The sequence below is a fragment of the Streptomyces sp. NPDC028928 genome, from assembly GCF_055564915.1.
On record NZ_JBVHVI010000004.1, the window covers coordinates 173,444 to 189,124 of the forward strand.

The 15,681-nt window shown below is 69.6% G+C and carries 12 protein-coding genes; 11 read left to right on the plus strand and 1 reads right to left on the minus strand.

The features are described from left to right. Positions 1-538 precede the first annotated feature (538 nt). From ngcE to ACZ4U1_RS12080, 10 genes are all read left to right on the plus strand, one after another. Positions 539-1,981 carry an N-acetylglucosamine/diacetylchitobiose ABC transporter substrate-binding protein gene (gene ngcE, locus ACZ4U1_RS12035; RefSeq protein ID WP_467902459.1) on the plus strand — a complete coding sequence of 481 codons (1,443 nt, stop codon included), beginning with the start codon at positions 539-541 and terminating at the stop codon, positions 1,979-1,981. A gap of 142 nt (positions 1,982-2,123) precedes the next feature. Further along, positions 2,124-3,059 (plus strand): carbohydrate ABC transporter permease, encoded by a 936-nt coding sequence (locus tag ACZ4U1_RS12040; protein ID WP_467902461.1) that lies wholly within the window; start codon positions 2,124-2,126, stop codon positions 3,057-3,059. A gap of 14 nt (positions 3,060-3,073) precedes the next feature. Next, the gene (locus ACZ4U1_RS12045; protein ID WP_467902463.1) at positions 3,074-3,997 is read left to right on the plus strand and encodes a carbohydrate ABC transporter permease; all 924 of its coding nucleotides are present in this window, start codon (positions 3,074-3,076) and stop codon (positions 3,995-3,997) included. Positions 3,998-4,184: 187 nt separating this feature from the next. Continuing rightward, the gene (locus ACZ4U1_RS12050; protein ID WP_467902465.1) at positions 4,185-5,384 is read left to right on the plus strand and encodes an ROK family transcriptional regulator; all 1,200 of its coding nucleotides are present in this window, start codon (positions 4,185-4,187) and stop codon (positions 5,382-5,384) included. Between the two features lie 133 nt (positions 5,385-5,517). Further along, positions 5,518-6,621, plus strand: coding sequence for a sugar ABC transporter substrate-binding protein (locus ACZ4U1_RS12055; RefSeq protein ID WP_467902925.1), 1,104 nt, complete (start codon positions 5,518-5,520; stop codon positions 6,619-6,621). A gap of 193 nt (positions 6,622-6,814) precedes the next feature. Further along, a complete protein-coding gene (locus tag ACZ4U1_RS12060) occupies positions 6,815-7,606 on the plus strand; it encodes an ATP-binding cassette domain-containing protein (RefSeq protein WP_189298764.1) in 792 nt (263 codons plus the stop codon). Further along, positions 7,603-8,916, plus strand: a complete 1,314-nt coding sequence (locus ACZ4U1_RS12065; RefSeq protein WP_467902467.1) for a sugar ABC transporter permease — start codon at positions 7,603-7,605, stop codon at positions 8,914-8,916. The genes ACZ4U1_RS12060 and ACZ4U1_RS12065 overlap by 4 nt, the downstream gene beginning before the upstream one ends. A gap of 126 nt (positions 8,917-9,042) precedes the next feature. Further along, positions 9,043-10,971 (plus strand): 1-deoxy-D-xylulose-5-phosphate synthase, encoded by a 1,929-nt coding sequence (gene dxs / locus ACZ4U1_RS12070; RefSeq protein ID WP_467902469.1) that lies wholly within the window; start codon positions 9,043-9,045, stop codon positions 10,969-10,971. A gap of 141 nt (positions 10,972-11,112) precedes the next feature. Further along, positions 11,113-12,639: an amino acid permease gene (locus ACZ4U1_RS12075; RefSeq protein ID WP_467902471.1), complete on the plus strand. Its 1,527-nt coding sequence runs from the start codon at positions 11,113-11,115 to the stop codon at positions 12,637-12,639. Positions 12,640-12,711: 72 nt separating this feature from the next. After that, positions 12,712-14,247 carry a glycosyltransferase family 39 protein gene (locus ACZ4U1_RS12080; protein WP_467902473.1) on the plus strand — a complete coding sequence of 512 codons (1,536 nt, stop codon included), beginning with the start codon at positions 12,712-12,714 and terminating at the stop codon, positions 14,245-14,247. On the opposite strand, the gene ACZ4U1_RS12085 is transcribed toward ACZ4U1_RS12080, so the two are convergent. After that, positions 14,168-14,560, minus strand: a complete 393-nt coding sequence (locus tag ACZ4U1_RS12085; RefSeq protein WP_467902475.1) for a PIN domain-containing protein — start codon at positions 14,558-14,560, stop codon at positions 14,168-14,170. The genes ACZ4U1_RS12080 and ACZ4U1_RS12085 overlap by 80 nt on opposite strands. Before the next feature lie 73 nt (positions 14,561-14,633). Between ACZ4U1_RS12085 and ACZ4U1_RS12090 the strand changes: the two genes are divergently transcribed. Beyond that, positions 14,634-15,650 carry a PLL family lectin gene (locus tag ACZ4U1_RS12090; RefSeq protein WP_467902477.1) on the plus strand — a complete coding sequence of 339 codons (1,017 nt, stop codon included), beginning with the start codon at positions 14,634-14,636 and terminating at the stop codon, positions 15,648-15,650. Positions 15,651-15,681: the final 31 nt, after the last annotated feature.

Here is a 15,681-nt window from a genome sequence, read left to right on the forward strand (position 1 = left end):
CTGTGGGGGGGGGGGGGGGTGGTTGGAAGCCGCTGGGGGGGTTTTCCCCCCCCCAAGAAAGGGGATGCAACCCCGTTGTGGGCCGCGGGCTGGGGGGGGGGGGGGCCCCCCCCCCCCCCCCCCCCCCCGACGGCCATGACAAAGGCGGCCGTGAGGACGGCCGCCGGAGTCCATCTGTGCCGCGTTCTCCGCTGCATCTAAGGATTTCCCCTCCTGCGCCCCTCCGGACAACGTTGTCAGCTACCGGGCGCAGGAACCAGTAGGTGGTCAAGTGGCCGTTGATGTCAAGGGTGTTGGCTGTGGCATTCAGGGAGTTATGTCGCGAGTTTTTCCGTCGGGCCGCTCCCCGGGCCGCCATATTTCCGCGAGGTCTCAACTCGGAAAAGACCCAGGGTGAACCCTGCATTCGATCTTGCTCAGCTGGCGGGAAGTGGACTATACCTGTCGGCGTTTCCAGCACGACCCAGCACTACCCGACAGCGGTGCCGGGGAGGATCCGGTTCACCGCCTGAGTCCTGGAGAAGGCGAGGACTTGAGCATGGGATCCACTGCGCACCACGATGCCGAAGGTGTGGGCCGTCGTGATCTGATCAAGCGGTCCGCGGCACTCGGTCTGGTCGCGGCCCCGGGAATGGGCCTGCTGTCCGCCTGCGCCAGCGGCGGCGGGAGCGGCGACTCCGACGAGGGCACCAACAAGGGAAAGACGTCCAAGGACAACCCGTTCGGCGCCAAGAAGGGCAGCAAGCTCGACGTCGTCGTCTTCAAGGGCGGATACGGCGACGACTACGCCAAGGCCTGGGAGGCCGACTTCGGCAAGAAGCTCGGCATCACCTCCACCCACACCGGCACCCAGGAGATCACCGGCAAGCTCCAGCCGCGCTTCAACGCGGGCAACCCGCCGGACATCGTGGACGACTCCGGTGCCCAGAAGATCAATGTCGACGTCCTGTACAAGAACGGGCAGCTGCTGGACCTCGCCGAGGTGCTGGACGCGCCCTCGGTGGACGACCCCGCCAAGAAGGTCCGCGACACCCTGATCCCCGGCACGCTCGACCCGGGCATGCAGGAGGGCAAGGTCGTCGCGCTGAACTACATCTACACGGTCTGGGGGCTGTGGTACTCCGGCAAGCTCTTCAAGGACAAGGGCTGGGAGGAGCCCAAGACCTGGGACGACTTCCTCGCCATCTGCAAGGACGCCAAGTCCCAGGGCATCGGCGGCCTCGCCCACCAGGGCAAGTACCCGTACTACATCAACGTCGCCATCATGGACCTGATCGCCAAGAAGGGCGGCCTGGACGCCATGAAGGCGATCGACAACCTCGACCCCAAGGCGTTCGTCGGCTCTGACGCGGCCCAGGAGGCCATCGAGGCCATCTACGAGGTGGTCGAGAAGGGCTATCTGATGCCCGGTACGAACGGTCTGACCCACACCGAGTCGCAGACCCGCTGGAACCAGTACAAGGCGGTGTTCATCACCTCCGGCTCCTGGCTGGAGAACGAGCAGCTCAAGCAGACGCCGGACGACTTCGACATGAAGTTCCTGCCGATGCCGCTGCTGCCCGGCAGCAAGCTGCCGTTCGAGGCGATCCGGGCCGGCTCGGGCGAGCCGTTCATCATCCCGGCGAAGGCGAAGAACCTGCCGGCGGCCCAGGAGTTCATGCGGCGCATGCTCTCCAAGGAGTGGTCCACGCTCTTCGCCAAGCAGGCCAACTCGCTGACGATCCTCAAGGACGGCGTCGACCCGAGCGTCCGGCTGCGGCCGGGTACGCAGTCCACGGTGGAGGCGTCGAAGGCGGCCGGTGACAACACCTTCCGGTACCTGTACACCGAGTGGTACAGCGAGATGGGTACGGCCATCGAGGCCGCGTCCAATGAGCTGATGGCCAAACGGATTCAGCCGAAGGAGTGGCTGAAGAGGTGTCAGGCCGCGGTGGACAAGCAGGCGAAGGACCCCGCGTCCGAGAAGAACCACCGGGATTAGGTTCGCCTAGTCGCCGTAGGGGTGCGGGTGCGGTCGCGGGTGCCGGTTCGTTGTGGTTTCTCGCGCCCCTGCGGCGGAGCCGCATATCGATACAGCCCCGCGCCCCTTTCGGGGCGATACACCACAGGGCAGGAATAAGTCCATGCGCAAAGGGCAGTACCGGTTCGTCGCGGGGTTTCTCCTCGTTCCCGTGGCGCTTTATGTGATCTTCGTGATCTGGCCGTACATCCAGACGTTCGGCTATTCGCTGACCGACTGGAAGGGGCAGTCGCAGACCTTCCGCTTCGTTGGTCTGGACAATTACAGGAAGCTGTTCCAGGACGACGTCTTCCTCGAGGCCATCTGGCACAACATCCTCTTCCTGGTCTTCATCCCGGTGATCACGATTCTGCTCGCCCTGTTCTTCGCCTTCATGCTGAACGCGGGCGGGCGCGGGCGGGCCGGCGGGGTGCAGGGGGTCGCCGGGGCGAAGTTCTACAAGATCCTCTACTTCTTCCCGCAGGTGCTGTCGCTGGCCATCCTCGCCGTGCTGTTCAACGCGGTGTACCGCAGCGACGGCGGCGGTCTGCTCAACGGCTTCCTGATCAAGCTCGGCCTGGTCGACGCCGACAGCCCCGTGGAGTGGCTCAACGAGCCGGACATGGTCCTGTGGGCGCTGCTGCTGGTCGTGGTGTGGCACGGCGTCGGCTTCTATCTGGTGCTGTTCTCGGCCGCCATGCAGTCCATCCCGAGGGACATCTACGAGGCCGCCCTGATCGACGGGGCGAGCCGCAACCAGTCCTTCTTCCGCATCACCCTGCCGCTGCTGTGGGACTCGGTGCAGACCGCCTGGGTCTACCTCGGCATCGTCGCCATGGACATGTTCGTACTGGTCTCGTCGATGACCCAGAACATGGGTGCCTACGGCGGCGGCCCGGATCACCACAGTGACGTGATGTCGACGGTGATGATGCGGAACTTCCTCTATTACGGCAAGAGCGGCTACGCCTGCGCCATGGGCGTGGTCATGCTGCTGCTCACGCTGGTCCTGTCCGTGGTCACGCTGCGCGCCACCCGCCGCGAGCGCATCGAGTTCTGAGCGGAGCGACGACGATGAGCGCACCCATCAAGGAGACCGCCCCCGCGCCGGCCGGGCGGACGGTGGCCAAGGTCCCCGTCCGGCCGGGCGACCGCCGCAGCGAGGGCATGGTCCTGAACGTCTTCTCCCACGGGTTCCTCGCCCTGTGGGCCCTGCTGATCGTGCTGCCGCTGCTGTGGCTGGTGCTCAGCTCCTTCAAGACCGACGCCCAGATCGGCGGCTCCGCCTTCGGCTGGCCGGAGAACTGGACCCTCGACGTCTTCAGCCGGGCCTGGGACAAGGGCATCGGGGACTACTTCCTCAACACCGTGATCGTCCTGGTCTTCTCCGTGCCGCTGACCATGCTGTTCGGGTCGATGGCCGCGTACGTGCTGGCCCGGTACCGCTTCTGGGGCAACCGGCTGCTGTACTACTTCTTCGTGGCCGGCGCGATGTTCCCGGTCTTCCTGGCCCTGGTCCCGCTGTTCTTCATGGTCAAGCGGCTGGACATGCTGAACACCTACCAGGGGCTGATCCTGGTCTACATCGCCTACTCGATGCCGTTCACGGTGTTCTTCATGCACGCCTTCTTCCGGACCCTGCCCACGGCGGTCTTCGAGGCGGCGATCCTGGACGGCGCCTCGCACACCCGGACCTTCTTCCAGGTGATGCTGCCGATGGCGAAACCGGGACTGATCAGCGTGGGGATCTTCAACACTCTGGGGCAGTGGAACCAGTTCATCCTGCCCACGGTCCTGATGCAGCCGCAGAGCGGCGACGACCCCGAGCGGTACGTCCTCACCCAGGGGCTGATCCAGCTGCAACAGCAGCAGGGATACGCCTCCGACCTGCCCGTTCTCTTCGCGGGTGTGACGATCGCGATGGTCCCGATGCTGGTGGTCTACCTGTCCTTCCAGCGCCAGGTGCAGGCGGGCCTGACCTCGGCCACCCTGAAGTAACCGCACCCGGCGACCGCCCGTACGCACGCCGTTCCCGGCTTCGGGGGCGGCGTGCGCGCGCGTGTAGCCGGTACCCGGAAACGGTTCAACCTCTTGACGTAAGTCGCCCCGAACGGCTCAGCTTAGAGTTCACTAGTTGGACATACACGGGGCCTCGCCGAAGCGGCCCCGCGCTCAGGAGGTCGTCGTGGAGACTCCAGGGTCGCAGTCATCGCTGCACCGAGCCAACCTGGAGCGGGTCGTCCGGGCCGTACGCCTGGCCGGTTCTCTCACGCAGGCGGAGATCGCGCGGACGACCGGGCTGTCCGCAGCGACCGTCTCCAACATCGTGCGGGAGCTGAAGGACGGCGGAACCGTCGAGGTCACGCCCACGTCGGCGGGCGGGCGACGGGCCCGCAGCGTCAGCCTGAGCGGGGACGCGGGCATCGTGATCGGTGTCGACTTCGGGCACACCCATCTGCGGGTCGCGATCGGGAACCTCGCCCATCAGGTGCTGGCCGAGGAGGCCGAACCGCTGGACGTCGACGCCTCCGCCGACCAGGGCTTCGACCGGGCCGAACAGCTGGTCAACCGCCTGATCGCGGCGACCGGCGTGGACCGGACCAAGGTGGCCGGCGTGGGGCTCGGCGTGCCGGGCCCGATCGACGTGGAGTCGGGCACGCTGGGATCCACCGCGATCCTGCCCGGCTGGGGCGGCACCAAGCCCGCCGAGGAGCTGCGCGAACGGCTCGGCGTGCCCGTGCACGTGGACAACGACGCCAACCTCGGCGCCCTGGGCGAGCTGGTCTGGGGCAGCGGCAAGGGTGTGCGCGACCTGGCGTACATCAAGGTCGCGAGCGGTGTCGGCGCCGGTCTGGTGATCGACGGGAAGATCTACCGCGGCCCGGGCGGCACCGCTGGAGAAATCGGACATATTACACTCGATGAATCCGGCCCGGTCTGCCGCTGCGGGAACCGCGGCTGCCTGGAGACGTTCGCGGCGGCGCGCTATGTGCTCCCGCTGCTCCAGCCCAGCCACGGTGCCGACCTGACCATGGAAGGCGTCGTACGGCTGGCCAGGGACGGTGACCCGGGCTGTCGTCGGGTGATCGCCGACGTCGGCCGCCACATCGGCAGTGGAGTGGCCAATCTCTGCAATCTGCTGAACCCGAGCCGGGTGGTCCTCGGCGGTGATCTCGCCGAGGCCGGTGAGCTGGTGCTCGGGCCCATCAGGGAGTCCGTCGGCCGCTACGCCATCCCCAGCGCGGCGCGCCAACTGTCCGTTCTTCCGGGGGCACTTGGCGGCCGCGCCGAAGTGCTCGGAGCGCTCGCCCTCGCCCTCAGCGAGATGGGCGATTCAACCCTTTTGGAGGGGGCGCTGCCCGTGGCGGCCCCTGCCTTCACTTAGAGAACGGATGGCACCGTTGCCATCTCGTTAAGGATTTACTTCTTGACGTCGCACGTGTGGCCGAGTTGACTTCCAGCCACCTCGGCCGCAACGACGCGGCCTCGTCAGGGAGGTTTCTGAAGTGAACGCACGTATGCGTCGTGCCGCCGTTGCCGTTGCCGCCGGTGCGATGGCCGTCTCACTGGCCGCCTGTGGCAGCGCCAAGGAGTCGAAGGGCAACGACGACTCTTCCTCCGCGTCGGCCAAGAAGGGCGACGACATCAAGGTCGGTCTGCTCCTTCCGGAGAACAAGACCGCGCGGTACGAGAAGTTCGACCGGCCGCTGATCGAGAAGAAGATCAGCGAGCTGACGAACGGCAAGGCCAAGGTCGAGTACAACAACGCCCGCCAGGACGCGAACCTGCAGGCCCAGCAGGTCGACACCATGATCACCAACAAGGTGGACGTCCTGATCGTGGACGCGGTGGACGCCAAGGCCATCCAGAACTCCGTCCAGAAGGCCGTGGACGCGGGCATCAAGGTCGTCGCCTACGACCGCCTCGCCGAGGGCCCGATCAGCGCCTACACCTCGTTCGACAACGAGGAGGTCGGCCGGACCCAGGGCAACGCCCTGCTGAAGGCGCTGGGCGACAAGGCCAAGAAGTCGACCAAGGTCGTCATGATCAACGGCTCGGTGACCGACCCGAACGCCGCCCAGTTCAAGAAGGGCGCGCACTCCGTCCTCGACGGCAAGGTCACCATCGCCAAGGAGTACGACACCAAGGAGTGGTCGCCGGACAACGCCAACTCCGAGATGGAGGCGGCGATCTCCGCGGTCGGCAAGAAGAACATCGCGGGTGTCTACTCCGCCAACGACGGCATGGCCGGCGGTATCATCACCGCCCTCAAGGCCGCCGGCCTCGACGTCCCGGTCACCGGCCAGGACGCCGAGCTGGCCGGTGTGCAGCGCATCGTCGCCGGTGACCAGTACATGAGCGTCTACAAGCCGTACGCCCCGGAGGCCGACGCCGCCGCCGAGATGGCCGTCGCGCTCGCCCAGGGCAAGTCGCTGGACTCCATCGCCAAGGACAAGGTCTCCAGCGGCTCGCAGAAGGACGTGCCCTCGGTCCTGGTCCCGGTCACCTCGCTGACCAAGGACAACATCAAGGACACCGTCATCAAGGACGGCGTCTACACCGTCGCCGACATCTGCACCGGCAAGTACAAGGCCGCCTGCGACAAGCTCGGCCTCAAGTAAGCGGTCCGCGGGTCGTCTCCCGGCCGCCGGCGTTCACCCCCTGAACGCCCGCGGCGGAGGCGACCGGCCGCCCCCAGGCTCCTCCGGCGCCCCGGCGCAATCAGACAGCCCCGCAAGCTCGGCGCGGGGCGCCGGACGGAACTCCCCCCAAATTCTTCTGCACAACCTCCCGCCGGGTCAGGCGGCGAAGGAGATGGTTCACGTGTCCGCTACGCCCGTGCTGGCGTTGCGCGGGGTCTCCAAGCGGTTCGGTGCCGTTCAGGCGCTCACCGACGTAGAGCTTGAGGTCCACGCCGGTGAGGTGGTCGCCCTGGTCGGCGACAACGGCGCCGGAAAGTCCACGCTGGTCAAGACGATCGCCGGCGTCCACCCCATCGACGAGGGCGTCATCGAGTGGGACGGCAAGCCCGTCTCGATCAGCCGCCCGCACGACGCCCAGGCGCTGGGCATCGCGACGGTCTACCAGGACCTCGCGCTGTGCGACAACATCGACGTCGTCGGCAACCTGTTCCTCGGCCGCGAGCTGAGGAAGTGGGGCGTCCTGGACGAGGTCGAGATGGAGCGCCGCGCCCGCGAGCTGCTCACCACGCTGTCGATCCGCATCCCGAGCGTCCGCATCCCGATCGCCTCGCTCTCCGGCGGCCAGCGCCAGACCGTGGCCATCGCCCGCTCCATGCTCGGCGACCCCAAGCTGGTCATCCTGGACGAGCCGACCGCCGCGCTCGGCGTCGAGCAGACCGCCCAGGTCCTCGACCTCGTGGAGCGGCTGCGCGAGCGCGGCCACGCCGTCATCCTCATCAGCCACAACATGGCGGACGTGAAGGCCGTGGCGGACAAGGTCGCCGTCCTGCGCCTCGGCCGCAACAACGGCGTCTTCGAGGTCAAGACGACCTCGCAGGAGGAGATCATCTCCGCCATCACCGGCGCCACCGACAACGCCGTGACCCGCCGTGCGGCGCGCACGACCGGGGAGGTTTCCAAGTGAGCATCGACAAGACCTCCGCGAACGTCGACAAGACGCCCGACGAGCCGCAGGACGCTCCGGTCGTCAACCCGGAGGCCGCGGCCGCCGCGGTCACCGCCGTCGACCCCCGCCTGCTCGTGCAGCAGGAGGGCCTGCTCGGCTACTGGCACGAGTTCAAGCGCAAGATGAAGTCCGGCGAGCTGGGCTCCCTGCCGGTCGTCGTGGGCCTCGCGATCATCTGCGTGATCTTCCAGGTGCTGAACTCGAACTTCCTGTCCGCGCAGAACATCAACGACGTCACCGTCACGATGGTCGGCACGGGCATGATCTCGGTCGGCATCGTCTTCGTGCTGCTGCTCGGCGAGATCGACCTGTCGGTCGGCTCGGTCAGCGGCGCGGCCAGCGCCCTCATGGCCGTCCTCGCGGTCAACCAGGGCTGGCCGGAGTGGGCGGCCGTCCTCCTCGCCATCGGTGCCGGTGTCGCCATCGGCGCGCTGCACGGCTTCTTCTTCGCGGTGCTCGGCGCCCCCGCCTTCGCCGTCACGCTGGCCGGCCTGCTGTTCTGGCTCGGCTTCATGCTGAAGGTGCTGGGCGAGGACGGCACGATCAACCTCGACGGCGACGGTCTGGTCGCCAAGCTGACCACGTACTACTTCTCGGACATCGCCGCCGCGTACGGGCTCGCCGTGGTCGCGGTCGCCGTGTTCTTCCTCACCTCCTTCCTCGGCAACCGGCGCCGGGAGGCCGCGGGCGTCCCGTCCCGGCCGCTCAGCGACACCGTGCTGCGGACGGTGCTGCTGGCCGTGGTCGCCTTCGCCGCGGCGTACATGTACAACCAGTACAAGGGCCTGCCGCTGGCCACGGTGATCTTCCTGGCGTTCCTGGTCGGGACCGACTTCGTGCTGCGGCGCACCACCTACGGCCGCAAGGTGTTCGCGCTCGGCGGCAGCGTGGAGGCGTCCCGGCGCGCGGGTATCAACGTCACGGCGGTGCGGATCTCCGTCTTCGCGGTCTCCGGTGGGTTCGCGGCGATCGGCGGTCTGTTCCTGGCCTCGAAGATCGCGTCGGCGAACCAGAGCGCCGGTACGGGTGACCTGCTGATGAACGCGATCGCCGCGGCCGTCATCGGTGGTACGTCGCTGTTCGGCGGGCGTGGCCGTACGTGGAACGCGCTGCTCGGTGTGCTGGTGATCGTGTCCATCCAGTACGGTCTGCAGCTCCAGTCGATCGCGGAGCCGGTGAAGTACATGATCACCGCCGCGGTGCTGCTGACCACCGTCGTGATCGACTCGATCACGCGGAAGACGCAGAAGACCGCCGGTCGCGCGTAGCGCGGCATCGGTACAGTCGCCCGGTGCCCGAAAGGCACCGGGCGCTGTCGTGTCCGGCAAAGCATGAACATTAGACTCGGGCGAGCCCGGCGAAAGCTCGAACAGCTCTACTGCAAGGAGGCACGGGTGCCGCTGCTGACCCGCATCAGGGGACCGCGCGATCTGGACCGGCTCAGCCTGGAGGAGCTGGACCAGCTGGCGGAGGAGATCCGTACCTTCCTCGTCCAGGAGGTCTCCAAGACCGGCGGGCACCTGGGCCCCAACCTCGGTGTGGTGGAGCTGACCATCGCCCTGCACCGGGTCTTCGAGTCCCCCAAGGACAAGGTGCTGTGGGACACCGGCCACCAGTCCTACGTGCACAAGCTGCTCACCGGCCGGCAGGACTTCTCGCGGCTGAAGATGAAGGGCGGCCTGTCGGGCTACCCCTCGCAGGCCGAGTCCGAGCACGACGTCATCGAGAACAGCCACGCCTCCACCGTGCTCGGCTGGGCCGACGGCATCGCCAAGGCCAACCAGCTGCGCGAACGGGACAGCCATGTGGTCGCCGTCATCGGTGACGGTGCCCTGACCGGCGGTATGGCCTGGGAGGCGCTCAACAACATCGCCGAGGCGAAGGACCGGCCGCTGGTCATCGTCGTCAACGACAACGAGCGGTCGTACGCGCCGACCATCGGCGGGCTCGCCAACCACCTGGCGACGCTGCGCACCACCGACGGCTACGAGCGCTTCCTCGCCCGGACCAAGGACATCCTCGACCGCACCCCGGTCGTCGGCAAGCCGCTGTACGAGACGCTGCACGGCGCCAAGAAGGGGCTGAAGGACTTCATCGCCCCGCAGGGCATGTTCGAGGACCTGGGCCTGAAGTACGTCGGCCCGATCGACGGCCACGACATCGAGGCGCTGGAGTCGGCGCTGGCCCGGGCCAAGCGGTTCGGCGGGCCCGTCATCGTGCACTGCCTGACCGAGAAGGGCCGCGGCTACCAGCCCGCCCTCCAGGACGAGGCCGACCGCTTCCACGCCGTCGGCAAGATCCACCCGGACACCGGGCTGCCGATCGCCTCCTCCGGCGCCGACTGGACCTCGGTCTTCGGCGAGGAGATGGTCAAGCTCGGCGAGGAGCGCGAGGACATCGTCGCGATCACCGCGGCCATGCTGCAGCCCGTGGGTCTCGACAAGTTCGCCAAGCGGTTCCCCGAGCGGGTGTACGACGTCGGGATCGCCGAGCAGCACGGCGCCGTCTCCGCGGCGGGCCTCGCCCACGGCGGGCTGCACCCCGTCTTCGCCGTGTACGCCACCTTCCTCAACCGCGCCTTCGACCAGGTCCTCATGGACGTGGCCCTGCACAGGTGCGGGGTGACCTTCGTCCTGGACCGGGCCGGCATCACCGGCACCGACGGTGCCTCCCACAACGGCATGTGGGACATGTCGATCCTCCAGGTGGTGCCGGGGCTGCGGCTCGCCGCGCCGCGCGACGCCGACCAGGTGCGGGCCCAGCTGCGGGAGGCCGTCGCCGTCGAGGACGCGCCGACCGTGGTCCGCTTCTCCAAGGGCGCCGTCGGCCCCGCCGTACCCGCCGTGGGCCGGGTCGGGGGCATGGACGTGCTCCGGGAGCCGGGCACCGACCGGCCGGACGTGCTGCTGGTCTCCGTGGGCGCCCTCGCCCCGATGTGCCTGGAGATCGCCGAGCTGCTGGACAGGCAGGGCATCTCCACCACCGTCGTCGACCCGCGCTGGGTCAAGCCCGTCGACGAGGCGATGGCCCCGCTCGCCGAGCGGCACCGGGTCGTCGTCACCGTCGAGGACAACAGCCGCGTCGGCGGTGTCGGCTCCGCCGTCGCCCAGGCCCTCCGGGACGCGGGCGTGGACGTGCCGCTGCGCGACTTCGGCATCCCGCCGCGCTTCCTCGACCACGCCTCCCGCGCCGAGGTGCTCGCCGAGATCGGGCTGACCGCGCCGGACATCGCCCGCCAGGTCACCGGGCTGGTCGCACGGATCGACGGCCGCTTCGACGGGGCCGCCGGCGCGGTGGACTCCGTGGAGACGGCACGCGACTAGAAAGTGCCCCTGAGAGCCGGTTCCGCCACTCCTACCGGTGGCGGAACCGGCTTTTTTGCGTGAACCTGCCTGTGCCGGGGCATACGCATCCCCAGCCCTCTCGATCATGTCGAGGACGACAAGCGTGTGGGAGGTAGGCCTGTGAGCAGCACCCTCTTCCGGACGAAGAAGGTCGAGCAGTCGATCCTCGACACCGAGGAACCAGAGCACGCGCTCAAGAAGTCGCTGTCCGCACTGGACCTGACCGTCTTCGGTGTCGGCGTCATCATCGGCACCGGCATCTTCGTTCTCACCGGTTCCGTCGCCAAGAACAACGCGGGTCCCGCGGTCTCTCTGTCCTTCGTCGTGGCCGGCGTCGTCTGCGCGCTCGCGGCGCTCTGCTACGCGGAGTTCGCCTCCTCGGTCCCGGTGGCGGGATCCGCGTACACGTTCTCGTACGCCTCCATCGGCGAACTGCCCGCCTGGATCATCGGCTGGGACCTGGTCCTTGAGTTCGCGCTGGGCACGGCGGTGGTCGCCGTCGGCTGGTCGGGCTACATCCGGTCGCTCATGGCCAACAACCTTGGCTGGCACATGCCCGCGGAGCTGAGCGGGCGGGAAGGAGCCTCGGGCTTCGGCTTCGACATCCTCGCCGCCGTCCTGGTCCTGATCCTCACGGCCATCCTCGTCCTCGGTATGAAGCTGTCCGCACGCGTCACCTCGGTGGTGGTCGCCATCAAGGTGACCGTCGTCCTCATCGTGATCATCGCGGGTGCCTTCTTCATCACGGCCGACAACTACCAGCCGTTCGTCCCCAAGCCGAAGCCCGTGCCGGCGGGGAGCAGCCTCAGCGCGCCGCTCGTTCAGCTGATGTTCGGCTGGGCGCCGTCCAACTTCGGGGTGATGGGCATCTTCACCGCCGCCTCGGTCGTCTTCTTCGCGTTCATCGGTTTCGACGTCGTGGCCACCGCCGCCGAGGAGACCCGCAATCCGCAACGCGACATGCCGCGCGGCATCCTCGGCTCGCTGCTGATCTGCACCGTGCTCTACGTCGCCGTCTCCATCGTCGTCACGGGCATGGAGAAGTACACCAGGCTCTCCGTGGACGCCCCGCTCGCCGACGCGTTCAAGGCCACCGGACACCCCTGGTACGCGGGTGTGATCAGCCTGGGCGCCGCTGTCGGCCTGACCACCGTCTGCATGATCCTGCTGCTCGGCCAGACCCGGGTCTTCTTCGCGATGAGCCGCGACGGGCTGCTACCGCGCTTCTTCTCGGTCGTCCACCCACGCTTCAGGACCCCGTACCGGCCGACCATCCTGCTCGGCGTGATCATCGCGATCGTCGCGGGGTTCACCCCGCTGCGGAAGCTCAGCGAACTGGTCAACATCGGCACACTGTTCGCCTTCATCGTCGTCGCGCTCAGCGTGATCATCCTGCGAAGGACGCGCCCGGATCTGCACCGCGCCTTCCGCACCCCGTGGGTACCGGTCATCCCGATCGTGTCCGTCGCGGCCACGCTGTGGCTGATGCTCAACCTGCCCGCCGAGACCTGGCTCCGGTTCGCCATCTGGATGGTCATCGGCTTCGCCGTCTACTTCCTCTACGGCCGCTCGCACAGCCGACTCGGCCGGCACGAGGAGACCACGGTCAGCGAGGTCATGCACAAGCCACGTGAAAAGGGGCAGTAGCCCCGAAGACCCCGCTCCGGCCCCGTATGTCCCGCTTCGGCCAGGACCGCGGGGCCGGATAGCGTGCGGACCATGCTCGTCGCCCCGCTCGCCCCCGCACGGACCACGGTCACCCGGACGGCGTACTGGGCGCGACTGCTGCCCCTCCTGGCCGCCCTGGCCTGCCTCACCCGGATCCCCTCCTTCCTCCCGCCGCTGTGGAACCCGGACGAGGGCTTCCTCGCCGTACAGGCCCGGCTGCTCGCCCAGGGCGGGCAGCTGTACGAGACGGTCGTGGACCGCAAGCCGCCGCTGCTGCCCTGGCTGTACCAGGCCGCGTTCGCGCTCTGCGGCTCCGGCTCCCTGACCCCGCTGCGGGTGCTCGCCGTCCTCGCCCAGCTGCTCACCGCCGCCCTGCTGGCCTCCCTGGCCCGCCGCCGCTGGGGCGACCGGGCCGGCCGCACCGCCGGGGTGCTGTACCTGCTGGTCTCGGTCGGGCTCAACCCCGAGGACGCGCAGGCCGCCACCTTCGAGGTGTTCATGCTGCCCTGGACGGCCGCCGCCCTGTGGTGCGCCGACCGGGGGCGCTGGGGTGCCGCCGGGGCCGCCGTCGCCGCCGCGTTCCTGACCAAGCAGACCGGCGGCGCGGTCCTGCTGCCGGTGGCCTGGCTGCTGCACCAGCGGGGCGGCGCCCGCGCGGGCCTGCCGCGGCTCGCGGCCGGATTCGCCGTACCCGTGCTCGCCGCGGCCCTGGCGACGGATCCGGCCGGCTTCCTGTTCTGGACGGTGACCGGCTCCGCCGCCTACGCCTCCGTCACCGGCTCCGAACTCCACGTCCTGAGCCGCGCGCTGACCAACACGGTGATCCTGACGGTGGCGTCGGCGGGGCTGCTCCCGCCGGTCGTACGCGCCCTGCGCACGCGCACCGCGGCGGCCGAGCTGTGGCTGTGGCTGGCCGCCTCCGCCGTCGCGGTGGCCCTCGGCTGTCACTTCTTCGGCCACTACTACCTGCAGCTCACCCCGCCGCTCGCCCTGCTGGCCACCGCCGCGCTGCACGTCCTGCCCCAGGAGCGGCACCTGGCCGCCGTCCTCACCTCGGCCTGCGCCTGCGCCCTCTTCGTCGGCTGGGGCCTCCTCGCCCCGCGCCCCGACCTCGCGCACGCCGAACGGCTGGCGGCGGCCCTCGCGCACCGCACGGCACCCGCCGACCGGGTCCTCGTCTGGGGCATACACCCGGAGACGTACTGGCTGGCCGGCCGCACCCCCGCCACCCGCTACCTCACCGCGGGCCTGCTCACCAACTACAGCGGCGGCCGGGACGGCCCCCGGGTCGGCGAGGAGTACGCCGTCGCCGGCGCCTGGCCGGTCTTCCGCGGGGAGATGGCCGCGCACGCCCCCGCCCTGGTCGTCGACGACTCCCGGGGCAAGCCGTACACCCCCGGCCGCCTCCCCACGCTGCGCCGGCTGCTGGCCGCCGACTACGAGGAGGTGGGCCGGGTCGACGGGGCGGTGCTGTACGCCCGGGTGCCGGCCGGGCTGCGGGCCCGGCTCAGCCCAGAACCGTACGCGGCCCCGCCACCTCGGCCCCCAGCTCCGTCACCCGGCGGCGCAGCTCCCGGTCGGCGGTGACCACCAGCCGGGCCCGGCCGGGGCTCTGGGCGGCCAGCTCCACGATCCGGTCGTCCCCGCTGCCCGGCGCCGACTCCACCCGTACGCCGGGCACGGACGCCACGCCCCGGGCCGCGCCCTCGACCACGAGCACGATCTCCACCGGTCCCGTGTGCCCGGGCAGACCGTCGCTCGCCAGCCGGTCCCGCAGCCGTTCGGCCGCGCCCCGGCGGTCCCGCCACCAGCCGTCGGGCCGGGAGCCGACGACGTTCGCGCCGTCCACGACGACGAGCAGCGGGGCGGGGGAGAGCGAGGCGTCCAGGGGGTCCGTCATACGGCAAGGTTCCCACGGCCCCGGGCCGGGGCCCGGGCCCCGGGGCCACCACCGGGCGGCTTAAAGTGAACCGGTGAACGGCGACTGGCTCCTTCGCGGCCGAGACGGCCGGCTCAGTGTCTACCAGCTGTCGGGCGACGCCGTCCTGTGCCGGGCGGAGCGCGGCCCCGGCGGCCCCTGGTCCGCCCCCCGCAGGGTGGGCGGCGAGCAGAAACTCCACTCCGTCCTGGCCGTCGGCCAGGGCGCCGACAGCTATGCCCACCTGGTCTCCTGGCGGCCCACCGTCAAGGGCGAGTCCGGGCTGGTGCACTCCACGCACTTCCGCCCGCACCTTTCGGCCCTGGACTGGAACCCGGTCGGCCACCCGAACAAGAAGGGCGACCGGACCGGCACGCCCGCCGTCGCGGTGGACGCACAGGGCCGCGCCCACGTCTTCGTCCGCAACAAGGGCGGCGGCGTGAGCATGCTCGCCCAGAAGGAGAAGGGCGGCTGGGACCCCTGGCGGGACCTCAAGGGCAAGGAGGTCCAGGACGGACTCGCGGCCGTGACGGGGGAGTCGGGCCGGGTCGAGCTGTACGCGGCCGTCCCGCAGGGCCTGCTGTACTGGCGTCAGGAGCAGCCCGGCGCCCAGCCCGTGCTCCAGGAGGCGCTCCAGGCCCCGGTCCGCCCCGGCACCCTGCGCGCCCTGGCCACCTCCCCGGACCGGACGACCGTCTTCTACACCGACACCGCCGGCGACCTGTGCGCCTGGCGCCCCGGCGGTAAGCCGGTCACCCTGCTGCCCGCGGCCGGTTCCGGCCCGGTGTCGGCGGTCCGCTGCGAACTGGACGGCCACGACTGCACCCTGCTGGTCCAGCGGTCGGCGAGCCGCCGGGTCGCCTTCGCCGCGTACCCGACCGAGCTGGAGTCGGCGGGCGCCTGGTGGACCGAGTCGGGCCCCGAACTGCCCCTGGACGCGCTGGTGTCCCTCGCGACGGACGCGGAGGGCCGGGTGGTGGCGGCAACGTTGTCCCCGTCGACGGGACGGCTCCTGCTGACCCGGCGCAAGGACGAGCCGGGGCTGGCGCTGGAGGCGTGGCGGGAGATCTGACCCCGCACGAGGAAGGGCCCCCGCCGCGGCG

Coding starts and splice junctions, on each gene's coding strand:
- ngcE (WP_467902459.1), top strand. CDS start 539: ATGGGATCCACTGCGCACCACGATGCCGAAGGTGTGGGCCGTCGTGAT.
- ACZ4U1_RS12040 (WP_467902461.1), top strand. CDS start 2,124: ATGCGCAAAGGGCAGTACCGGTTCGTCGCGGGGTTTCTCCTCGTTCCC.
- ACZ4U1_RS12045 (WP_467902463.1), top strand. CDS start 3,074: ATGAGCGCACCCATCAAGGAGACCGCCCCCGCGCCGGCCGGGCGGACG.
- ACZ4U1_RS12055 (WP_467902925.1), top strand. CDS start 5,518: ATGCGTCGTGCCGCCGTTGCCGTTGCCGCCGGTGCGATGGCCGTCTCA.
- ACZ4U1_RS12060 (WP_189298764.1), top strand. CDS start 6,815: ATGGTTCACGTGTCCGCTACGCCCGTGCTGGCGTTGCGCGGGGTCTCC.
- ACZ4U1_RS12080 (WP_467902473.1), top strand. CDS start 12,712: ATGCTCGTCGCCCCGCTCGCCCCCGCACGGACCACGGTCACCCGGACG.
- ACZ4U1_RS12085 (WP_467902475.1), bottom strand. CDS start 14,560: ATGACGGACCCCCTGGACGCCTCGCTCTCCCCCGCCCCGCTGCTCGTC.